Genomic DNA, 21802 nt, shown 5'->3' on the forward strand with positions numbered 1-21802 from the left:
GATCGCCACTATGTCCATTATTGCTGAATCCCCATTTAGCCCCGAAGAAATAGCCTCAGAAGGCTTAAAACCCCAAGAGTATGAGGAAATCTATCAAAGACTAGGCAGACACCCCAACAAAGCCGAATTAGGGATGTTTGGGGTAATGTGGAGTGAACATTGCTGCTACAAAAATTCTCGCCCTCTCCTGAGCCAATTTCCCACCAGTGGCGATCGCATTCTCGTCGGTCCAGGAGAAAACGCCGGAGTAGTAGACTTTGGCGACGGGATCCACCTAGCCTTCAAAATAGAATCCCATAATCATCCCAGTGCGATCGAACCATTCCAAGGAGCCGCCACTGGAGTCGGGGGAATTTTGCGGGATATTTTCACCATGGGAGCGCGTCCCATCGCCGTACTAAATGCCCTGCGGTTCGGTTCCCTAGAAGACCCCAGGACGCGGCCAATCTTGCTGGGAGTAGTCGCCGGAATTTCCAACTATGGTAACTGTTTTGGAGTTCCCACCGTCGGCGGAGATGTCTACTTTGACCCCCACTATAATGGCAATCCCCTAGTTAATGCCATGGCGATCGGGATTATGGAAACCCCAGAGATAGTCAAATCCGGTGCCGCTGGTATTGGTAACCCAGTGCTTTATGTAGGTTCAACCACCGGAAGGGACGGAATGGGAGGCGCAAGTTTTGCGAGTAGCGAACTCAGCGAGGAATCCATAGCCGATCGCCCTGCTGTACAAGTAGGAGATCCATTTTTAGAAAAATCCCTAGTCGAAGCCTGCTTAGAAGCCTTTAAAACCGGGACTGTAGTCGCCGCCCAGGACATGGGAGCCGCCGGAATCACCTGTTCCACCTCCGAAATGGCTGCTAAAGGGGGAGTCGGTATCGAACTAGATTTAGACCTAATCCCCGTGCGCGAGACCGGAATGGTTCCTTATGAATATTTATTATCCGAATCCCAGGAGAGAATGTTATTTGTAGTCCACAAGGGACGGGAATCAGAATTAATTGAGATTTTCCATCGTTGGGGACTCCAAGCCGTCGTCGCCGGAAAAGTCATTCCAGAAGCGATCGTGCGGATTTTATTTAAAGGTGAAACCGCCGCCGAAATCCCCTCCACAGCTTTAGCTGATAATACCCCCATTTATCACCGGGAATTGATGTCAGAACCCCCGGAATATGCCCAAACCGCCTGGGCGTGGTCGCCGGAAAGTTTACCCCCCACCACAGCATCAGGGATAGAAATAGAAAATCAACTGGTAACTTGGAATCAGGTCTTATTGAATCTGCTAGATACCCCATCGATCGCCTCTAAGTCTTGGGTATATCGTCAATATGACCACCAAGTGCAAAACAATACCATCATTGTGCCGGGGGGGGCTGATGCGGCCGTCGTGCGGTTGCGTCCTCAAGAACCCATTGGCAATAATCCCGGTAAAATTTGGCCGGCGGTGGCGGCGACTGTTGATTGTAACGCCCGCCATGTCTATCTTGACCCCTACGAAGGCGCTAAGGCTGTGGTTGCAGAGGCGGCTCGGAATTTGAGCTGTGTCGGGGCTGAACCTGTGGCGGTGACGGATAACCTCAATTTTGGGAGCCCGGAAAATTCTATTGGTTATTGGCAATTAGCACAAGCCTGTAAGGGCATTTCTGAGGGCTGTAAGGCGTTTTCTACTCCGGTGACGGGGGGGAACGTTTCTCTGTATAACGAGACTCTGGACGCGCAAGGAAAGCCACAGGGAATATATCCGACTCCGGTGGTGGGAATGGTGGGATTATTGCCAGATCCGGCTCTAGCTTGTGGTCAGAGTTGGCAACAACCAGGGGATTTGATTTATCTGTTGGGGGTGGCTAATTGGTTGGCTGATGAGGATCCAAGTTATATTACCCTGGGAGGATCGGAGTATTTAGCCGTAGTACATAATCTGGTGGCGGGTAAACCTCCTCGGGTCGATTTTGACTTGGAGCTTCAGGTGCAAAAGGTTTGTCGCCAGGGAATTGGTAACGGTTGGGTGCGCTCGGCTCATGATTGCGCCGAGGGAGGATTGGCGATCGCTTTGGCAGAATGTTGCATTGGCAACCGATTGGGGGCTACCATTAACCTAGGGTTAACCTCAGATCCTGGGCAACGCTGGGATACGATCCTGTTTGGTGAGGGGGGAGCTAGGATTTTGGTTTCGGTTCCTACTCAACACCAGCAGGCTTGGGAGGGTTATCTGCAAGAAATCTGGGGGAGCGATCGCCAATTTTGGCATCCCTTGGGTACAGTGACTGCAGTTGACTCGTCTTTGCACATTCTAGCTGATGATCACACAGGTTTAATTGAGGTTAATCTCTCGGAAATCGCCGATCGCTATAATTATGCGATCGAACGTCGTCTATCTTAAAGTTCCCTTTGGGGGATTTATTCCTCAGCCTATTCGCGATCGCATCTCATCTGCTAGAGCAACTACTACCGACATAAGAGATAACTGATAGTTAGTAATTGACAGTTATTAATTATCTATCTCTTTCGGTTTTTACCAACTCAGTCAACATCTAAATATTACTATGATTCCCAATAAGTCCGATGTGACCGATGACCAGTTTCACACTGAGCTAATCCCCGATAAGCCAGAGGAAGCCTGCGGTGTGTTTGGAGTTTATGCTCCCGGTCAAGATGTGGCAAAATTAACTTATTTTGGGCTATATGCTCTCCAACATCGAGGTCAAGAGTCAGCAGGAATAGCGACCTTTGAAGGAGAAAATCTGCATTTATATAAAAATATGGGGCTGGTTTCCCAAGTATTTAATGAGTCTATTTTACAACAGTTAAAAGGTGATTTAGCCGTAGGTCATACTCGCTATTCTACTACGGGATCTAGTCGCATTGTTAATGCTCAACCTGCGGTTTCCGAAACTAGACTGGGACCCGTGGCTGTGGCTCATAATGGTAACTTAGTTAATACTACTGAATTGCGGGAGGAAATGAGTAGGCGGAAGTTTGATTTTGTCAGCACTACCGACACCGAATTAATTGCTTTGGCGATCGCTTCCGAAGTTAATGGCGGTAAAGATTGGTTAGAAGCTAGTCTTACCGCTTTTCAAATGTGCGAGGGAGCCTATAGTTTGGCTATTGGAACTCCAGTAGGTTTAATGGGAGTCCGAGACCCACACGGAGTCAGACCTTTAGTAATTGGAACTTTGGGAAATAATCCCCAACGATATGTTTTGGCTTCCGAAACCTGCGCCTTGGATATTATTGGCGCTGAATATCTCCGAGATGTTGAACCGGGAGAATTGGTTTGGATTACCGATCAGGGTATTTCATCATTCCATTGGAGTCAAAAACCCGCGCGGAAATTGTGTATTTTTGAAATGATTTATTTCTCCCGTCCTGATAGCGTCGTCGAAGGAGAAAGTTTATATAGTTATCGCATGAGAATTGGTCGGGTTTTGGCGACTGAATCTTCTGTTGATGCTGATATGGTCATTGGAGTACCTGATTCTGGTATCCCAGCAGCGATCGGCTTTTCTCAACAGTCGGGAATTCCTTATGCGGAAGGATTGATTAAAAACCGTTATGTCGGTCGCACCTTTATTCAACCTACCCAAAGTATGCGAGAGTCTGGTATTAAAATGAAGTTGAATACCCTTAAAGATGTCCTCGAAGGAAAACGGGTAATTATGGTTGATGATTCCATTGTTAGGGGGACTACTAGCCGTAAAATTGTTAAGGCTTTACGAGATGCTGGTGCGACTGAAGTACACATGAGAATTTCATCCCCTCCCGTCACTCATCCCTGTTTTTATGGGATTGATACCGATAGCCAAGACCAGTTAATTGCGGCGACTAAATCCGTCGCGGAAATTCAAGAACAAATCGGGGTCGATTCTTTGGCTTATCTCAGTTGGGAAGGTATGCTAAATGCGACTAAAGAAGACCCCTTGACTTTTTGTTCCGCTTGCTTTACGGGAGATTATCCGATTGATGTCCCTGAATCCGTTAAACGCTCTAAATTGATGTTAGAAACACCTCCGGTTAAAGCCTAAAATTATCCCCTATCTCATGGCGGCGGGTTATGGATTGGTGATTTAACCTGTTCATAGCCCCCTCAATTATTAATTAGATGAAACTGATTTCAGTAGAACATTTTAACCTCAAGTTACCCGCTAATCTTAACCTCCGAAAAGTTCGCTATATCTCCGTGTCTCTATTCAGTGGGATATTGATGGGGTTGGCTAACGAGCCTCTGAGGTGGTGGCTAGTGGCTTGGGTGGCTTTTGTTCCTCTGTGGGTCATGGTGGTAGAGGCGAAAAGACGGGGACGAATACCCTGGGAAATAACCGCTAGTTGGGGTGTTGGCTATTATGGCTTTTCCCTGTTTTGGATGACCGGAATTCACCCCATGACCAGTCTGGGAGTTCCCTGGTTGGCTAGTTTGGCGATCGCTATCTTTTCCTGGGTTTTTATTACCCTCTGGGGAACAGCGATCGCCATCGTTTGGGGGTGGTTATTTGCGAAATTAATGCCATTAAATATCGGCGCTAAAACCGCATTAATTAGAATCCTAATAGGGACGGCTTTATGGTGTGCTTTAGAAGCGATTTGGAGTGGGGGTCCTCTGTGGTGGTCAACACTGGCTTTAACCCAAAGTTTCGGTAATTTGGTGATTCTCCATTTGGGTCAAATCTCAGGACCTAATACCGTCGTGGCTACTATATTAGTCGTCAATGGGACTGTAGCTGAACTCTGGTTAGCACATAAACAGCACAAGTTGCAACTCTATTTAATCCCTGTCGGAATATTGGCGATCGCTCATTTAATCGGATTGAGTCTCTACAATATCCCCCTAAATTCTCAACCCGAAAACGCCATCAGAGTCGGGATTATTCAAGGGAATATCCCCAATGAAATTAAACTCAATCCCCAGGGTTTTCGACAGGCTTTAAATGGATACACGCGGGGATATCTGGAATTGGCGGCGCGCGGTGTCGATGCAGTCTTAACCCCCGAAACTGCCTTACCTTTTGTCTGGAACCAAGATGACAGCTATCACTACAATTATAGCTTTTATCAGGCGATTTTACAACAGGGTGTTATAGCTTGGGTCGGTGGATTTGGCGAGACAGAGGGGGGATTAACTAATAGTTTATTTACCATTAACGGTGAAGGGGAAATTATCGGTCAATATGACAAAACCCATTTAGTTCCCTTGGGTGAATATATCCCCTTTGATGCCATTCTGGGAAGGGTAATTAATCGTTTGTCACCCCTGGAAGCGCGGTTAGTCGCCGGGGAAAAACAACAAAAATTTGAGACTGGTTGGGGAAAAGCGATCGCCGGAATTTGCTACGATTCCGCCTTTGCTGACCATTTCCGCCGTCAAGTAGCAGCCGGAGGGGAATTTATCCTAACAGCCTCTAATGATGCCCATTATGCCACCATGATGCTATCACAACATCACGCCCAAGATGTCATGCGCGCCATAGAAGGCGATCGCTGGACAGTAAGGGCTACTAATACAGGTTATTCTGGTATTATCGACCCCCACGGCCGCACCCTATGGATTTCTGGCATCAATACCTACGAACTCCATGACCATATCATTTACCGCCGCCATAGCCAAACCCTTTATGTCCGTTGGGGAGACTGGTTAACCCTTGTTTTAGTAACCATCAGTGCGATCGTCATTTTCTCAAACCGTTTTCTGGCATTAGCAATACCACAAAATAGGCGCTAATATTAATATGATTGTCAATGCTGATAAATCGTGCCATTTTCTTCCTTTGTTACCCTTGGTTACAGAGGGAACAATAATCAGCTAGATTGCCTTTCCTCCGCCGGCTATAGGTAGGCGGTTTCCCAGATAGGAGATATTTCATGACACAATCACAACGTCCCCCAGCCCCCCCACGTCCACCTGGCCCAGGAACTCCTCGCCCACCTGCACCCCCTCGCCCACCAGCAGGAGGTGTTCAGGATAGTAGCCCTCCACCTGCACCCGCCCAAGCAGCAAGTCCCGCCGCCGTGGGAATCCCCAGCAGAGGACCAGGACCTAGCCCCGGACAGCCCACCTTGCGAGAGATTGTCCAACGCGCCGATGAGTTAGGCGCATCTGATGTTCATTTAGGGGTTAATGAAACACCTCGCCTCAGATACCGAGGCGATATGACCCCCCAAGAAGATTGGCCGGTAACAGACCTCAATAGCTTTATGAGTTGGCTACGGGAGGTGTTAACCGATGAGGAAATCCATCAGTTTCAGGAAAACCTAGACTTTGACGGAGCCGCAGATTTAGGCTTTGTGCGGATTCGGATTAGTATTTTTGACTCTCTCAGTGGTCCGGCGATGGTACTGCGGCTAATTGGTGCTACCATCCTCACCCTAGAACAGTTGAAATTACCCGACGTTTTCAAAAAAATCTGTAACTATCACAAGGGGTTGATGTTGATTACCGGACCGACGGGTTCAGGTAAGTCTACCACCATGGCTGCGATGATTGATTATATCAATAAAAACTACGCCTATCACATCATCACCATTGAAGACCCCGTGGAGTTTGTTCACCAAAGCCGAAAATCCCTGATTAAACACCGGGAAGTTGGACGACATACCCTCAAGTTTTTTAATGCTCTCAAGGGGGCTTTGCGTCAAGACCCTGATATGATGCTGGTGGGGGAAATTCGGGACAAGGAAACCATGCAGATTGCCATTAAAGCTGCATCAACTGGTCACTTGGTAGCTGGAACCCTCCACACTAACAGCGCCATTAAGACCCTAACCCGGGTTTTGGATATGTTCTCGGCTGAGGAACAGTCATCGATTAAAACCTCACTGAGCGAAACTTTGGTGGCGATTATTGCTCAACTGTTGTGTAAGACCACAGACGGCAAGCGGGCCGCCTTCCATGACATCCTCATCAACACTGATGTAATCAAAGAGTATATCATGAAGGATCAGTATGAGGAAATTAACCAGATTATGCTCAAAGATAGTTATGAGGGGATGACGACTATGAACAGATCCCTTTATGAATTGTATCAAGAGGGGCGCATCACTGAGGAAATTTGTCTGGATGTCTCGCCTTTCCCCAATGAGATGAGTCAGATGCTACGCGGTAGAGTATAACAAAAGTGTGAAGTTTTGACCATTCGCCCTAACTCTGAAATACACTATAAATAGTCTGATATTAAATAAGGTTGCTCTCCTGGGCAACCTGAGTCGTTTTTGGCAAACAGTTATAAATGTGAGCGCATATCATTGAGTTTTACCCCCTCCCCCTTGGCTGTTCCTAATTTATTTAAAGGGATTGCACTTTTTACACCGTGTTATACGGCGAGTTTTAATCGTTGCATTGATCCGATTACCCAGCAAGTGAGAGTTTTGGCATAAGCACACCCCCCAGTGTGGTGATATCAGCCATTACTGAATGCTATTTTTGAAACGGTAGACTTGGTTTGGCCACCTGTGCAGATTGGTGATAAAGTTGGCAATCCCTTGGTTTTAGCAAGTTATTATCAACAGTTTCCAGAACTTTGGAAAAATCATGACCTCGTTGTGAGGTTTAAAACCATGGATAATCAAACCAATTTTTCACACCAAGATAGTGATTCTGGGTCTGACTCCCAGAATGCCACACCGTTAGCATCTGATTCTAATGGTACACCAACCGAAGGATATGTGTTGAGGCTGTTTGTTTCGGGTGACAGTTTAGCCACAGAAAATACCCTGGAAACTTTGCATCAGCTACTTGAGCGATCGCTCAATTACCCTTATACTTTAAAGGTCATTGATGTACTCAAACACCCGGAACAAGCAGAAGCTAGTCATATTTCGGCTACTCCTACTCTGATGAAGGTCTGGCCAAAACCTAAGCGCCGGATTGTGGGAGAACTCAATGATGTAGATACTATTCTACGGCTTTTGGGTCTGCTGGAGGATTAATAATTGTGACGGGTAAGTTAAGATTATCCCAAAACCATTTGCATCTCCTAGAAACCTGTCCCCGGAAATTTCAGGAGACTTATTTAGATGGGTTGGTCTCGCCGATAACCTGGGAAGAGGAAGAAAATATGGCTTGGGGGAGTCGTTTTCACCTGTTGATGCAGCAGGGAGAATTGGGTTTACCAATTCAAGGATTTATGGCTGAGGATCGGGAGTTACAAAATTGTTTCTTAGCCTTGGTTAAGGCGGCACCAGAGGTATTTTCTCCCCAGAATAACTATAGTTCGGGAGAATTTCGGGAGGCTGAACATTATCGAACCTTGGGTTTTGGTGATTATGTTTTAGTGGCGATTTATGATTTATTAACTGCTACTCAAAATGAGGCTAAAATTATTGATTGGAAGACTAATCAACGCTTAGTTAATCGGGAAAAATTGGCGAATAATTGGCAAACGCGGCTTTATCTTTATTTGCTAGTAGAAACCAGTGATTATCCCCCAGAACAGGTATCTATGACTTACTGGTTTGTGCGTTTAAGAGGGGATGAAAAACCCCAGAAAATTACTTTTGTTTATGACCAACAGCAACATGAAAAAAATTACCGGGATTTAACGAAATTGTGCGATCGCCTCAGTGATTATCTCCATCAATACCAACGGGGGGAACCATTCCCCCTGGTGGCATCTTGAGGACTTGATAGAGGCGAGGCGATCGCCTGGCTTTCGGAGGCCTTAATTTTCCAAAGCCACCGCGCCGCCAACAACTTCCAGAATCTGCTGGGTAATTGAGGCTTGGCGAGCCTTGTTGTAAGAAAGAGTAAGGGTTTTCACCAGGTCACTAGCGTTATCGCTGGCGTTGCTCATAGCAGTCATCCGAGCCGCCAATTCACTAGCCGTAGACTCCTGCCATGCTCGCAGTAATTGGTTAGTCAAAAACAGAGGCAACAACGCATTAAGGATATCAACCGGATCTTGCTCAAAAATCATATCCTGAGCGAGGGCTTCCGGCTCAACACTCACCTTTTCCCTAGTTACATCAAACTTACCACCTTTGCTAGTGAGGCGAAACACCTCATCATCTTGAGCCTCTAAGCCTTGCAGGTCTAGGGGTAGCAGAGTTTGGGTAACAGGTCGTGAACTAATCAGAGAGACAAATTTCGTGTAAATCAACTCAACGCGATCTACTGCTCCTGATTCAAACCAGGTGAGAATTTCATCAGCCGCACTGGATACCTTTTGTAGATCTGGGGTTTTCTCTGGGTTATCGCGACATTGAGAGATAGGAGCATCCCGGCGGGTAAAATGTTGGATAGCTTTGCGACCCACCAGAAGATAGCTATATTCTAGGCCTTCGGCTTTCAATTCCGCCGCCCGTGCTTCCGCCCGTTTAATAATATTACTATTGTAGGCTCCACACAGACCCCGGTTGCCTGCCAGCACCACCAGTCCTACCTTTTTCACCTCCCGCTGTTGCAGCAGAGGACATTCTACATCCTCAAACTGAAGGCGACCTTGGAGACCATAGAGAACACCTGCTAGACGGTCAGCAAAGGGACGGGTAGCTAAAACTTGTTCCTGAGCGCGACGCACCTTAGCGGAAGCCACCAGGCGCATAGCTTCGGTAATTTTTTTGGTATTTTTGACTGACTGAATGCGATCGCGAATCGCTTTTAAGTTTGACATAGTTTTATGATCAGTAATTGTTATCCACAGATTATTACGACTCTGGGAGTTAATAGGACCTCAAGCACCAGGGATATAGTCAATAACAGACCCATATAGGGGAAGGGGGTCAGTTCCCCCTCATCCCTCAATTGTTGCCTTTCCCCGTTTTAATTAATTGGTGCGTTACGGCATAAAGCGTTTAGTTTCCCCCAATGGCTGATCCCGTGTGACGCACCCTACGCGGAAACTAAGAAAGTCTGCTTAAACTCAGCAATTGCTTCTTTAAGCATAGCCTCAGCTTCTTCGGTGAGGACTTTTTGGCTTTGAACAATCTCGCCATATTTAGGCTTACTATTTTTCAGATAATCCCGCAGACCTGTAGTAAAGCTCACAACTTTATCTTCGGGAACATCATCAAGATAGCCATTAATACCACAGTAAATCACAGCTACTTGTTCAAACAGTTGTAGGGGGGAATTTTGAGGCTGTTTGAGTAATTCTTGCAGACGTTTACCCCGTTCCAACTGGTTACGAGTCGCTTGGTCTAGGTCAGAAGCAAACTGAGAGAAGGCTGCCAATTCGGCAAACTGAGCTAGTTCTAGTTTAACCTTTCCAGCCACTTTCTTCATTGCCTTAGTTTGGGCAGCAGAACCCACACGGGAAACGGAGATACCAGCATTCACCGCCGGACGCAGACCGGAGTTAAACAGGTCAGCCGACAGGAAGATCTGACCATCAGTAATAGAAATTACGTTAGTGGGGATGTAAGCGGAAACGTCACCGGCTTGGGTTTCGATGATGGGTAGGGCTGTCATGCTACCGCCGCCCAGCTCATCGTTTAATTTAGCAGCCCGTTCTAACAAACGAGAGTGCAGGTAGAATACATCTCCGGGGTAGGCTTCACGACCGGGGGGACGACGCAGCAGCAGGGACATTTGACGGTAGGCTTGAGCCTGCTTGGAAAGGTCATCGTAAATTACCAGGGTGGCTTTACCTTGATACATGAAGTATTCCGCCATGGCTGCTCCGGTGTAGGGAGCCAGGTATTGCAGGGTAGCGGGGTCACTAGCGTTAGCTGCCACAACAATGGTATAGGGGAGAGCGCCTTTTTCTTCCAAGGTGCTGACCACTTGAGCCACAGTTGAGGCTTTTTGACCGATCGCCACATAAACACAGATTACATCTTCTTCTTTCTGGTTAATGATGGTATCAATAGCGATCGCTGTTTTACCAGTTTGACGGTCTCCGATAATCAATTCCCGTTGACCCCGACCAATGGGAATCATCGAGTCAATAGCGGTAATCCCTGTTTGCATAGGTTCACAAACAGAGCGACGGTCAATAATACCGGGAGCCGGAGATTCTAGCAGACGGGTATCGGAGGCTTGAATTTCCCCCTTACCATCGATGGGACGACCCAGGGCATCAATTACCCGTCCCAGCATAGCTTCTCCCACGGGAACTTGGGCAATTCTTCCGGTCGCGGTCACAGCGGAACCTTCTTGAATTTCCAGGCCTTCGCCCATTAGTACCGCACCCACATTATCCTCTTCCAGGTTTAGGGCGACACCAATTGTACCATCGGCAAATTCTAGCAGTTCTCCGGCCATAGCTTTATCTAAGCCATAAATCCGGGCAATACCGTCACCAACTTGCAGCACTGTACCAACGTTAGAAACTTTAACGTCTTGGCCGTACTGTTCGATTTGGTCTTTGATAATATTGGCGATTTCGTCAGGTCTGATGGATACCATAGTTAGTGTTTGTGATCCGTTGCTAAAGGTTAAACTAAGATAAATGGCTAAGGTGTCGGCGAATTATTAACCGACAGTTAGGCTCATACCAATGCGGCGCAGTTGTCCTCTGATGCTGGCATCAAACAATTGGGAACCCGCTTTAATGATGACACCACCGAGAATCTCTCGATCAATTTTCAGATCCAGCTCTACATTGTGTGCCCCAGTTCTAGCCTTGATCTGTTCAACAACCATGTGTTTTTGGTCGTCGTTGAGTTCTACTGCCGAGGTAACTTCTGCCAAAACTGTTTGATTAAGTTTCCGCAACAAAGCCAAGTATTCTTGGGCTATTTCTGCTAGAAATAGGATGCGACCGCGATCTACTAGGAGCATTAAGAAGTTCCGCAGGTAGGGGTGTACTTCCTCTCCTAACAGTCGTGTAATCACGGCTTTTTTATCTTCTCCTTTCACCACCGGACTGCCTAGAAAATCCTGTAGTTCCGGGGAATTCTTCAGCAAATCAATAAGCGATCGCATTTGATTGCCAAAATCTTCCGTGGTATTGTTTGATTTAGCCACCGACATCAAAGCCGTGGCATAGGGTTCTACTAATTGACCAACAATTGAACTCATGAACCTCCTCCTAGTAAAGCCAGGGAGCGATCTACCAGTTGGTGCTGGGAATTTTCATCTAGGCGTTCTCTAATTTGCACTTCTGCCTGTTCCAACGCTTGAGACACAGCCAAAGCCCGCAACTGAGCGATCGCCCTACTTCTTTCCGCTTCCAAATCCTGATTAGCCGTCAGCTTCATCTGTTCAACATCTGCCTTAGCACGAGCTGCAATTTGCTCTCTAATCACTTGGGCACGTTCCACAGCAGAAGCCTTAATTCTTTCCGCTTCCACCTTAGCTTGAGCCAAATTTTCTTGTTGTTCAGCTAGAGCTTTTTCGGCATCTTGCAAACGTTGCTCGGCTTCCTTAATTGCTTGCTCAATTTGAGAGCGTCTTTCACTCAAAATTTTATTGAGAAAGCCCCGCCCATAGTAAACTAGCAAACCAATAATAATGCCTAAGTTTATCAGGTTAGTTTCAAACAGATTAAAATTCAGTCCAAAACCACCCTCATGACTGGCTTCTGTCGCCAGTAATACAAGATTCACCATCTTCCTCTTCTCATAATTTCATGTGATTGCCCTTTCCTCAACCGCCGCCTGGCTTGATTAGGGATGGTATGTAGGCTTAACTTTTCCCCCATTTATAGGGGATTGAAAATAATTTTTGAGAGGACAGCTACCCAATCATTCCGGCTCCTAAAAGTTTATCGAGAATCTGGCGACTAATAGAGTCTACCTGTTTGTCCAAACTTCTTTGAGCCTCGATTTTATTTTGTTCAATTTCTTGATAGGCTGCTTCTCGAATTTTCTGAGCTTCTTGTTGAGCCGCTGCCATTTCCTGCGCCGCAATTTTTTGCGCTTCAGCCTGAGCATTAATAATTAGTTGTTGAGACTCCTTACGAGTTTCTGCCAACTCTAGCTCATACTGTTTAGCCAAACTTTCTGCCTTGCTCAAACGTTCTTTAGCACTCAGCTTATTTTGGCGAATGTAGTCAGCCCTAGAATCAATGGCATTTCCCAAGGGCTTGTAAAAAATTTGGTTTAAGATAGCTGCCAGGACTAGAAATTGTACAGCCATCAATGGCAGTGTAGCATCAAAATCAAACAGACTACTCTCCGTAGCTGCCTCTTCTACGGCCAGCAGAATTGTCGAGTGTATCATTTTTTTGAAGGGTGTTAACCAATAGGCTTGCGAACTTTCTTTTGTTTTTCAGACCACCATAAACGGGTAGATTTCAGATTTGAGACTAGATAAATCCGCCCAAATCCGAAATCTCAGAAATCTGAAAATATCTATACGAAGGGGTTGGCAAACAGCAACACCAGAGCCACTACCAGACCGTAAATAGTCAGTGCTTCCATGAAAGCCAAGCTCAACAGCAGAGTTCCACGAATTTTACCTTCCGCTTCAGGCTGACGCGCAATTCCTTCTACCGCTTGACCAGCAGCTTGACCTTGACCCAGACCAGGCCCAATAGAGCCTATACCTACTGCGAGAGCAGCAGCGATTACGGAGGCGGCAGTAGTTAAATTAGATTCCATAGTTGGTTTTGACCTCAATAAAAAAAGTTGACGAGTGAAATTAAGGGTTGGATTTTTAGCCCCCAAACAATCTTATCAGTTTGTTGGCATTTTAACTGAACAAATTGCTCAAATCAAATCAAGCTACTCGTGATGTTCTTCGCCGTGTCCTTCCATGGCTTCAGCGATGTAGTTAGCGGCTAGAGTCGCAAAAATCAGGGCTTGAATTGAACCGAGAAATAGACCCAAAACCATCATCGGGATGGGCACAAATAGCGGCACTAACAGTACCAGAACACCGACTACCAACTCATCTGCCACAACATTACCAAATAAACGGAAACTGAGGGACAGAGGTTTAGTAAAATCTTCGAGAATGTTGATCGGTAATAAGATGGGTGTCGGCTGAATATATTTCAGCAGATATCCCAAACCTCGGCGGCTAAACCCTGCATAAAAGTAAGCCAGGGATGTTAGCAGTGCTAAGGCTACCGTGGTGTTAATGTCATTAGTTGGGGCTGCTAATTCACTGTTAGGGATTTCAAATACCCTCCAGGGAACTAATGCGCCAGACCAGTTAGACACAAGGATGAACAAGAATAATGTACCAACAAAAGGTACCCACGGACGATATTCTTTTTCCCCTATCTGATTTTTCACCAGATCGCGAATAAATTCTAGGGCATACTCCATAAAGTTCTGTATACCGCTGGGAATTGTCTGAATATTTCGCGTTGCCGAAATTGATAGTAGCAGGAGTACGCCAATCACGAACCAGGAGGTCATAAATACCTGTCCATGGATTCGCAGATTACCGATATTCCAGTAAAAGTGTTTGCCAACTTCCAATTCCGCAAAGGGAAGTGAACCAAAGGCGTTTACAACATCAAACATTTGCATTTAGGAGAGTTCCCCTATAGGTCAAGGAGTGGAGAATAATTACAAGAGTATTTTTACGTCATGGGTTGGGCCTAACCAATAGTCGTAACGTATAGACTAGCAGGGCGGCTTTATAGGTGAGAAACCCCAGAAAAATCGGTAAGATTTTGAGTTGATTCAATTGAGTAGCCACAATTATCAAGGCTGCGAACACAGCTAAACGATTTTTGCTTGGGGATAATTTTTGTGTCCCAATTCGTTCCACATCTTTCCCCAGCATTCTCAAGTAGACCACACTCAACAGGGCTCCCAAGAGGTAATTTAGGGCAATTATCCAGGGATAGAACCAATAAACGACCAGGAAGATTACTACTGCCAGCACAATAGTAGTTAGCAACAACTCCCGTTGAAGCTGATAATACTCTCCCATGGAGGAGTCTGGCTCCTGGACTGGAGACCCCATCTCTACGATATCCCCGGCATCAGACATAAGTTACAGCGATATGATCGGCACGTTTACCCACGGCGTGAACTCCACGAAGCTCTCTAGTGAAGCTTTGTAAGCCAACACAAATAATATCACGGAACGGAAACAATACTTAAAATAAAATTAATTGTTCCCTGAGTACAGAAATTTACAGAGATTGGCTAATTTTTTGTTGAAGTAGGGAAACTACTTGTTCTATGGGGACTTCGGAGGATTCATGGTCAGCTCGTTGTACTAACTCAACTTTACCGGATTTGATGGCTCTCCCTGTGACTATGCGATAGGGAATCCCCACTAGGTCAGCATCTTTGAATTTAACCCCGGCTCTTTCGTTGCGGTCATCTAGTAGGGTTTCGACTCCGGCTTGGTTAAGTTGGCTGTAGAGTTGTTGAGCGATCGCCATTTGTTGATTATCGCTGACATTAGGAACTGTAATGATGGCGTGATAGGGAGCGATCGCCACTGGCCAGATAATACCGTCTTTGTCATAGGATTGTTCTACCGCCGCCTGAGCCAAACGAGACACTCCCACCCCATAGCATCCCATAACCAGGGGTAAATCCTCACCTGTTTCGCTGGTATAGGTAGCTCCCATAGCTTGAGAGTATTTTGTACCGAGTTGGAATATATGACCGACTTCAATTCCCCTAGCGCTTTCCAAGGTTTGGCTAGGGTCATGGATACTGCGATCGCCTTTTTTAGCCTTCCGCAAATCAGCGACCAAATCGGGTAGTTGAAATTCCCCTCCCCAATTAGCACCAACGACGTGATAACCGGACTGATTAGAACCTGTGACAAAGTTCTGCAACTCTACGGCTGTCTGATCAACCAATCGCAGGAATTTCGGGGCTATTTGCTTATTATCGCTGATAATGTAGTCATCATCGAGTGAGGGGGCGATATATCCCAGGGGTAAAGGTTTACTCGCCCATTTTTCTTGTGTTTCTGAGTCGGGAACTGTGAGGGATAATAAGGCTTTCCCACCATAGCGACTAGCAGCATTAGTGAGTTGATTGTGCAACTTCACCTCATTGACATCCTGATCACCGCGAATACTAACCAGGACTAAAACGGTGATGCCGTTATCATAGACTGCTTGATATAGCACATTTTTGACCACTTGGGTAGGGGAACATTTGAGAAACTCACAGAGGGTGGCGATCGTTGCAGTGTTAGGGGTTTCTAGTTTTTCGTAGGTAGTAAAACCGGAGGCTACCGCATCTGGGGGTAAAGATACAGCCTTTTCGACATTGGCGGCATATTTTCCGTCAGGGGTGTATAGTACCTCATCTTCCCCAGCATCAGCTAAAACCATAAACTCCTGGGAACCGGACCCACCAATAGCCCCAGAATCAGCTTCTACGGCACAGAAATCTAACCCACAGCGTCGCAATATATTACGATAGGCGCGATCCATGTCTTGATAGGTTTGTTTCAGGCTTTCTTCGCTGGTGTGGAATGAGTAGCCATCTTTCATAATAAACTCGCGGCCACGCATTAAGCCAAATCGGGGGCGGATCTCGTCTCTAAATTTAGTTTGGATCTGATATAAATGTAGGGGCAGTTGTTGGTAAGAGCGGATCATGTCCCTGGCTACGGCGGTAATGACCTCTTCATGGGTGGGTCCGAGAGCGAGAGAGCGATCGCGTCTGTCTTTGAGGGAAAACATGATACCTTCTGCTTTCGTGTAGGTATCCCAGCGCCCTGACTCTTTCCATAGTTCGGAGGGTTGAACCTGGGGAAGTAGACATTCCTGCGCCCCGGTGGCGTTCATTTCTTCTCTCACAATTTGGGATACTTTCTGTAGCACCCGCCACATTAGGGGTAAATAGGCGTAAACTCCGCTACCGATACGACGGATATAGCCAGCGCGGAGGAGAAGTTTATGGCTAGGGATTTCTGCCTCTGTCGGGTCTTCCCGCAGGGTGACAAAGAGCATTTGGGAAAGTCGCATCGGTTTGGTTTCCAGAGATTAAGCAACTTACCATTATAGCAGATATATTTATCCCATGTCAAGCATATTCTGAGTAATTCCCCAGGGAGATGATGCCGGGGTAGTGATTTTACCAGGTTACCAGATTTTCCCATCTTTCGATAGTTTTAGGTCCAATACCAGAAACACGGGTAACATCATCTAAACTGGTAAAAGGCTGCTGACTGCGTGCTTCTATAATACGCTGCGCCAAAGCGGGACCGATACCGGGAAGGCTTTCTAATTCCGGCTGAGATGCGGTATTGATGTTAATAATTTCTCCTGATGGATGAAAGGGTGTTTCAATGACACCGCCACAGTTTTGTTTTTCCCGTTCAATTCTACTTAAAAGCCAACCAGGAACCCCCAAAGTTGACTGTTGATATAAGCGCTCAAATTCCCGTTGAAAATGAGCGTTAACGGTGGGATTATTAACGACTAATAAGGTCTCATCATTGGAGTGATTAGCGGCTCGACTCCAGTTATGGGAACCGGTAATGACGATTTGATCATCAATGACGGCAAATTTATGATGAAGGCGATCGCCTTCAGCCAAATTCGGAACTCCCACCGTAGAAATAGGTTGTGACCAAGGGTTATTTCCGGGTTGATATCGACAATTATTAGGCAAAGCAATTCCCATCATATCCAAGGCTTCGCTATAGTAACGGTAAGCAAAACCAACCTCAATTAATCCTCGGATTTCAACTCCCCTTTGATGAACTGTTTTTAAGGTGTCTGACAATTCCTGAGCCGAGAACACAAATAAAGCAAAATTTATGTCATTCCTAGCTCGTTGTAAGGTTTGAGCAATCAAGCCATTAACGCTATTTTCCCAAGGTTGAGTCGCAGAAATGGGGGCAAACTGAACGGTAACAGTTCCTTGACCGACGGAGACTTGTTTAACTCCCCGCTGAGGTTTATTAATCCCAAACAGACTATCATTTTCTCCTCCCGGTCCATCTCCCCACATAGTTGCAAATTCCCGGGTAAAAATCGCGGCTAACTCACGGCTATTGATAGACAACAAATTATTAGGATTACCCCGGCTTTCGGCGGAGTAAAAATCTCCGTGAATATCACTGGTAGTAAAATTCGCAGAGGTGACAATAACTGTATTTTGGTCAACTATGACAAACTTATGGTGCATTAAACCGCTACCCTTCGACCCATCCTCGGTATCATCGATTAAGGGAACATTAGCATTAGCCAGCATAACCAGAGCATCTCTTTGGTTAATTTCTTCAGGTTCAAGGCGACCATTTTGGTTTAAATCCGCCAAGTGCATAAATTCCTGATAACGACCTTTTTCTCTGTCAGAAAAAGCGGCAATTTCGGCGGGGGTAAAATCACTAAAGGGGCGACTATATTCATTTTCAATAATGACGCGCACCCGGACTCCTTTTTGATGTTGATTAACTAAGGCTTGAGCGATTTTGGGTAAACGTAATTCCTGAATGGCGACATCTACACTTTGGGAAGCACTGTTAATAGCATCGACTATAATTTGTTCAAGGTCATCACCGAGTCGAGTTTTGGGGCGATAGGGTTCAGTATAGACGGAAGCCTGGGAATGATTAAAGTAAACCCGGATCTGTGGATCTTGAGGTAAGGGCTCAATTAAGGGTTGGACGGAAGCACTATTGTTAGACCTGATGCTATGGGAATTGCAAGCACAGGAGTTGAGTATAAATACCAGACTAGCGCCAAGCCAAAATAAGCGGGTGACATGAAGCAAACGCACCATTGATAGTTAATTGGATAGGTAATTGAGAGTTACCGAATTTTTTAGCACTTTTCTGTGGTTGTTGGGGGGAGATTAAATTAGTTTAACAAGTTGAGACTCGGAAAGTCGCTCTGGTACAATAGTCCAGGGGCTAGGGTTAGTTGTAACCCTCATACTATGCTATGCCAAAGAGAAAAAAGACCTTTCCGTGTGGCCATAAGGGTTATGGCCGTGTTTGTCATCGCTGTGAACAAGTCAAAATAGCCGAGGAACAAGAATATCGGGAGTTAGAAGACAGAAAAACCAAGAAACTGGAGTGGGAGGCTTCATTTGCTGAGGATATTATTGATTTACGGGGATTACCGGACTATGTTGTAATTAGGGCGAGGACTATTATTGATGGACTGACGAGCAACAAAAATTATCGGGATTTTGGTGGGAAGCGGTTGCGCCATAATCGTTTTGTGATCAGCATTCCTGTAACTCGTAACTATAGGATGTTATGCCAGGATAGTGGCAGTTTTCTGATTCCTCAAAAAGTCCTATCCCATGAGGACTATAACGTTTGTAAACCGGGTAAATTATGACGGGTGTAGGTTTAATGAAGGTTTTTGGTGTGCCTGAGTTCCCTAGTTTGATGATCACTTTGGGGTTAGACTAATGCAAATTTATTTAGATTATAGTGCAACTACTCCGACTTGTGCAGAGGCGATCGCTGCTATGCAAGGGGTATTGACGGAAAGTTGGGGTAATCCTTCTAGCTTGCATGAATGGGGTCAGAGGTCGGCGACGGTTGTGGAAATGGCTAGAACCCAGGTGGCACATTTAATTAATGCGCCGCCTGATGGGATAGTTTTCACTTCTGGGGGAACGGAAGCGGATAATTTGGCTATATTTGGGGTGGTGGGTAAATATGATCAGCCTCAACATCTGATTATTTCTAGTGTGGAACATTCGGCGATCGCTGAAACGGTAGGAATATTAGAAAAACGGGGGTGGTCGGTGACTCGTTTACCTGTCGATCGCCAAGGTAGCATTCATCCCCTGGATTTAAAAACGGCTTTACAACCGAATACGGTTTTGGTGTCGGTGATTTATGGTCAGAGTGAGGTGGGAACTTTACAGCCCATAGAAACTTTGGGGGAAATAGCCCGCTACCATGGGGTTTTGTTCCATACTGATGCGGTCCAGGTGGCGGGAAGATTGCCTATTGATGTGGAAAAGTTACCTGTGGATATGCTATCGCTATCTAGCCATAAAATTTATGGTCCGCAAGGTGTGGGGGCTTTGTATGTGCGTCCGGGGGTGGATTTGATGCCACTTATGGGCGGCGGCGGTCAGGAGTTTAAATTGCGATCGGGAACTCAGGCGGTCCCGGCTATTGCTGGGTTTGGGGTGGCGGCGGAATTAGCGGCGCAGGAACTTTTATGGGAAACTCCCCGATTGATTAAATTGCGCGATCGCTTGTTTGATTTGCTGGCGGATATCCCCTATTTAGTACCTACAGGCGATCGCACCCGCCGACTACCCCACCATGTTAGTTTCTGTGTGGTTCCCCCGGCTGGGGTGACTGGAATTACAGGGAAAACTCTAGTCCGACATCTGAATTTGGCGGGAATTGGTATTAGCGCGGGTTCTGCTTGTCATAGTGGTAAACTTAGCCCTAGTCCGGTTTTGCTGGCTATGGGATATAGCGATCGCGAGGGTTTGGGGGGTATTCGTCTAACTTTGGGACGACAAACTACTGAGGCTGATATTGAGTGGACGGCGATCGCCCTTAAACAAATTTTAGATCGTCTGATTTCTAAGCCTCTAGCGATCGCTTTTTAATTAATTGTAGGGGCGGGTTGTGCGGTCAACTCACCTCCCGAGGAGGATATTAATAAACCCGCCCTCTCCTCCGGGTTGTGCGGTCAACTCACCTCCCGAGGAGGATATTAATAAACCCGCCCTCTCCTCCGGGTTGTGCGCCTCCCCAGGAGGGGCTAGGATAATTAATTGCGTGGGGGCGTTTAGTAATTGTCGGTTAAGGAAAATAAGCGATCGCCTGTGCGTTGATTTTCGGCTGGGGTTCCTATGGTAATTCTCAGACCACCCCCTGTATGGCGAATTAAAGAACCCTGAGATTTGAGAGCCTGTACTATTTGATTTAATCGCTGATCAGAATTATTAGACTTGAGACGACCATAGATAAAATTACCATGACTCGGCCAAACTTTTAACAGAGGATGATTAGCCAACCGCGCCAAGAGGCGATCGCGTTCCCTAATAATTTCCGGGATGACCTGTTGTAATTCTTCCCGGTGAGTTAAGGCTAACAAAGCAGCTTCTTGGGAGAAACTAGGGAGGTTGTAGGGAAGGCGCACCTTTTCTAAGATAGTAGTCAATTCCGGGGAAGTTATAGCATAGCCAACCCGCAAAGAAGCCAAACGAAAAGCCTTAGAAAAAGTCCGTAAAATCACCCAATTAGGATGTTGGGTAATTTCTCCGGCTACTGTGGTTTGGCTAAATTCAAAATAAGCCTCATCAATGACTACTAAAATATGTTCGGGAAGACTCCGCAACCAGTCTAATTCTGCCTCGGTTAAAGCATTAGCTGTGGGGGAGTTGGGATGCACCACAAACACCACTTTAATGGGGGGGTTTTGCTGGTCGGTAATAGCCTGTTTGGCGGCGATTAAATCTATTTCAAAATTCGCCTCGGACCGATTAACTGTGACTACCCGAACCCCTAAAGTTTGGGCGAGAATAGCATACATGGAAAATGTAGGGTTGGCTACTAAAATCGACCCGGAACCATTTAAGCAGGTGGCAATTAACAGAGAACGGAGCAACTCATCAGAACCGTTCCCTACAGACACATAATCAGCCGTTATCGGGGTGGAAACCTCAGAAATGGCAGAATTAACATAATTAGCGATCGCCTTTTTAACGGGCTCGTGGCTGCCGTCTGGATAACGATTGGTTTCAATATCCCGTTGATAGATACTCGCCAATTTCTGTTTCAACTCCCCTGGTAGGTCATAGGGGGACTCGTTAGTATCGAGGCGATCTAAAATTAGATCAGACTTAACCGCACTACCAGAGTCTCCCCCTGGGTGGGGGGTGTAGGCTTGAAATTGATTCAGATCTTCGCGAATAAATGGCAACATATATATAGAGTGATTTGAGAAACTATTACTCAACCCAAGCAACTAGAGGTTTAATCAATGGTTGAAAAACAGATTTTGATGCTGGTGGTTGACTTTGTAGAGGACTGAGTTTGTGAAACTATTGGGAAGGC

19 protein-coding genes are annotated in these 21802 nt (G+C 46.2%); 8 read left to right on the forward strand and 11 right to left on the reverse strand.

Translation table 11 applies throughout. The features are described 5' to 3' along the window. Positions 1-10 precede the first annotated feature (10 nt). The 6 genes from purL (at position 11) to N39L_RS04110 (ending at position 8609) form a co-directional block, all read left to right on the forward strand. On the forward strand, positions 11-2380 hold the full coding sequence (gene purL, locus N39L_RS04085; RefSeq protein WP_014274365.1) for a phosphoribosylformylglycinamidine synthase subunit PurL: 2370 nt from the start codon (positions 11-13) through the stop codon (positions 2378-2380). A gap of 163 nt (positions 2381-2543) precedes the next feature. Continuing rightward, complete coding sequence (gene purF / locus N39L_RS04090) at positions 2544-4025, forward strand: amidophosphoribosyltransferase (protein ID WP_014274366.1); 1482 nt, start codon at positions 2544-2546, stop codon at positions 4023-4025. Between the two features lie 77 nt (positions 4026-4102). Then, positions 4103-5716: an apolipoprotein N-acyltransferase gene (gene lnt / locus N39L_RS04095; RefSeq protein WP_043468007.1), complete on the forward strand. Its 1614-nt coding sequence runs from the start codon at positions 4103-4105 to the stop codon at positions 5714-5716. A gap of 140 nt (positions 5717-5856) precedes the next feature. Beyond that, the gene (locus N39L_RS04100; protein WP_014274368.1) at positions 5857-7104 is read left to right on the forward strand and encodes a type IV pilus twitching motility protein PilT; all 1248 of its coding nucleotides are present in this window, start codon (positions 5857-5859) and stop codon (positions 7102-7104) included. A gap of 444 nt (positions 7105-7548) precedes the next feature. After that, positions 7549-7920 (forward strand): circadian clock KaiB family protein, encoded by a 372-nt coding sequence (locus N39L_RS04105; protein ID WP_231852088.1) that lies wholly within the window; start codon positions 7549-7551, stop codon positions 7918-7920. 5 nt (positions 7921-7925) lie between these two features. Continuing rightward, positions 7926-8609 carry a PD-(D/E)XK nuclease family protein gene (locus N39L_RS04110; RefSeq protein WP_014274370.1) on the forward strand — a complete coding sequence of 228 codons (684 nt, stop codon included), beginning with the start codon at positions 7926-7928 and terminating at the stop codon, positions 8607-8609. A gap of 42 nt (positions 8610-8651) precedes the next feature. Here N39L_RS04110 and N39L_RS04115 read toward each other — a convergent pair whose 3' ends face one another. The 10 genes from N39L_RS04115 to N39L_RS04160 all read right to left on the reverse strand — a co-directional run bounded on the left by N39L_RS04115 (position 8652) and on the right by N39L_RS04160 (position 18540). Further along, a complete protein-coding gene (locus tag N39L_RS04115) occupies positions 8652-9602 on the reverse strand; it encodes a F0F1 ATP synthase subunit gamma (protein WP_014274371.1) in 951 nt (316 codons plus the stop codon). A gap of 218 nt (positions 9603-9820) precedes the next feature. Then, entirely contained in the window at positions 9821-11338 is a 1518-nt protein-coding gene (atpA, locus tag N39L_RS04120) for a F0F1 ATP synthase subunit alpha (RefSeq protein ID WP_014274372.1), read from the reverse strand. A 66-nt stretch (positions 11339-11404) separates the two neighbouring features. After that, entirely contained in the window at positions 11405-11953 is a 549-nt protein-coding gene (gene atpH / locus N39L_RS04125; protein ID WP_014274373.1) for an ATP synthase F1 subunit delta, read from the reverse strand. Then, on the reverse strand, positions 11950-12483 hold the full coding sequence (locus N39L_RS04130) for a F0F1 ATP synthase subunit B (protein ID WP_043468009.1): 534 nt from the start codon (positions 12481-12483) through the stop codon (positions 11950-11952). Before N39L_RS04130 ends, atpH begins: the two co-directional genes overlap by 4 nt. 127 nt (positions 12484-12610) lie before the next feature. Continuing rightward, the gene (locus tag N39L_RS04135) at positions 12611-13096 is read right to left on the reverse strand and encodes a F0F1 ATP synthase subunit B' (protein WP_014274375.1); all 486 of its coding nucleotides are present in this window, start codon (positions 13094-13096) and stop codon (positions 12611-12613) included. A gap of 131 nt (positions 13097-13227) precedes the next feature. Further along, positions 13228-13476: an ATP synthase F0 subunit C gene (gene atpE, locus N39L_RS04140; protein ID WP_006618460.1), complete on the reverse strand. Its 249-nt coding sequence runs from the start codon at positions 13474-13476 to the stop codon at positions 13228-13230. Positions 13477-13599: 123 nt separating this feature from the next. Further along, entirely contained in the window at positions 13600-14355 is a 756-nt protein-coding gene (gene atpB, locus N39L_RS04145) for a F0F1 ATP synthase subunit A (RefSeq protein ID WP_006618459.1), read from the reverse strand. Between the two features lie 58 nt (positions 14356-14413). Next, complete coding sequence (locus N39L_RS04150; protein WP_043468012.1) at positions 14414-14824, reverse strand: ATP synthase subunit I; 411 nt, start codon at positions 14822-14824, stop codon at positions 14414-14416. A 145-nt stretch (positions 14825-14969) separates the two neighbouring features. Continuing rightward, positions 14970-16775 (reverse strand): proline--tRNA ligase, encoded by a 1806-nt coding sequence (gene proS, locus N39L_RS04155; RefSeq protein WP_014274377.1) that lies wholly within the window; start codon positions 16773-16775, stop codon positions 14970-14972. A gap of 109 nt (positions 16776-16884) precedes the next feature. After that, the gene (locus tag N39L_RS04160) at positions 16885-18540 is read right to left on the reverse strand and encodes a phospholipase D-like domain-containing protein (protein ID WP_014274378.1); all 1656 of its coding nucleotides are present in this window, start codon (positions 18538-18540) and stop codon (positions 16885-16887) included. A 161-nt stretch (positions 18541-18701) separates the two neighbouring features. On the opposite strand from N39L_RS04160, the gene N39L_RS04165 reads away from it, so the two are divergent. Both N39L_RS04165 and N39L_RS04170 read left to right on the forward strand, forming a co-directional pair. Further along, on the forward strand, positions 18702-19106 hold the full coding sequence (locus N39L_RS04165; protein WP_014274379.1) for a DUF7682 family zinc-binding protein: 405 nt from the start codon (positions 18702-18704) through the stop codon (positions 19104-19106). A gap of 73 nt (positions 19107-19179) precedes the next feature. Continuing rightward, complete coding sequence (locus tag N39L_RS04170; protein WP_006617890.1) at positions 19180-20349, forward strand: cysteine desulfurase family protein; 1170 nt, start codon at positions 19180-19182, stop codon at positions 20347-20349. Positions 20350-20531: 182 nt separating this feature from the next. Here N39L_RS04170 and N39L_RS04175 read toward each other — a convergent pair whose 3' ends face one another. After that, positions 20532-21671, reverse strand: coding sequence for a histidinol-phosphate transaminase (locus tag N39L_RS04175; RefSeq protein WP_014274380.1), 1140 nt, complete (start codon positions 21669-21671; stop codon positions 20532-20534). Positions 21672-21802 lie beyond the last annotated feature (131 nt).

The sequence above is a fragment of the Limnospira platensis NIES-39 genome (genome assembly GCF_026000695.1).
Lineage (GTDB): Bacteria > Cyanobacteriota > Cyanobacteriia > Cyanobacteriales > Microcoleaceae > Limnospira > Limnospira platensis.

Excerpts from the sequence above, each read along its gene's own strand:
- N39L_RS04105 (WP_231852088.1), top strand. The coding sequence starts at position 7,549 with ATGGATAATCAAACCAATTTTTCACACCAAGATAGTGATTCTGGGTCT.
- atpH (WP_014274373.1), bottom strand. The coding sequence starts at position 11,953 with ATGAGTTCAATTGTTGGTCAATTAGTAGAACCCTATGCCACGGCTTTG.
- N39L_RS04165 (WP_014274379.1), top strand. The coding sequence starts at position 18,702 with ATGCCAAAGAGAAAAAAGACCTTTCCGTGTGGCCATAAGGGTTATGGC.
- atpE (WP_006618460.1), bottom strand. The coding sequence starts at position 13,476 with ATGGAATCTAATTTAACTACTGCCGCCTCCGTAATCGCTGCTGCTCTC.
- N39L_RS04130 (WP_043468009.1), bottom strand. The coding sequence starts at position 12,483 with ATGGTGAATCTTGTATTACTGGCGACAGAAGCCAGTCATGAGGGTGGT.
- atpB (WP_006618459.1), bottom strand. The coding sequence starts at position 14,355 with ATGCAAATGTTTGATGTTGTAAACGCCTTTGGTTCACTTCCCTTTGCG.
- N39L_RS04175 (WP_014274380.1), bottom strand. The coding sequence starts at position 21,671 with ATGTTGCCATTTATTCGCGAAGATCTGAATCAATTTCAAGCCTACACC.
- N39L_RS04115 (WP_014274371.1), bottom strand. The coding sequence starts at position 9,602 with ATGTCAAACTTAAAAGCGATTCGCGATCGCATTCAGTCAGTCAAAAAT.
- purF (WP_014274366.1), top strand. The coding sequence starts at position 2,544 with ATGATTCCCAATAAGTCCGATGTGACCGATGACCAGTTTCACACTGAG.
- N39L_RS04170 (WP_006617890.1), top strand. The coding sequence starts at position 19,180 with ATGCAAATTTATTTAGATTATAGTGCAACTACTCCGACTTGTGCAGAG.
- lnt (WP_043468007.1), top strand. The coding sequence starts at position 4,103 with ATGAAACTGATTTCAGTAGAACATTTTAACCTCAAGTTACCCGCTAAT.
- purL (WP_014274365.1), top strand. The coding sequence starts at position 11 with ATGTCCATTATTGCTGAATCCCCATTTAGCCCCGAAGAAATAGCCTCA.
- N39L_RS04100 (WP_014274368.1), top strand. The coding sequence starts at position 5,857 with ATGACACAATCACAACGTCCCCCAGCCCCCCCACGTCCACCTGGCCCA.
- N39L_RS04160 (WP_014274378.1), bottom strand. The coding sequence starts at position 18,540 with ATGGTGCGTTTGCTTCATGTCACCCGCTTATTTTGGCTTGGCGCTAGT.
- N39L_RS04150 (WP_043468012.1), bottom strand. The coding sequence starts at position 14,824 with ATGTCTGATGCCGGGGATATCGTAGAGATGGGGTCTCCAGTCCAGGAG.
- atpA (WP_014274372.1), bottom strand. The coding sequence starts at position 11,338 with ATGGTATCCATCAGACCTGACGAAATCGCCAATATTATCAAAGACCAA.
- proS (WP_014274377.1), bottom strand. The coding sequence starts at position 16,775 with ATGCGACTTTCCCAAATGCTCTTTGTCACCCTGCGGGAAGACCCGACA.
- N39L_RS04135 (WP_014274375.1), bottom strand. The coding sequence starts at position 13,096 with ATGATACACTCGACAATTCTGCTGGCCGTAGAAGAGGCAGCTACGGAG.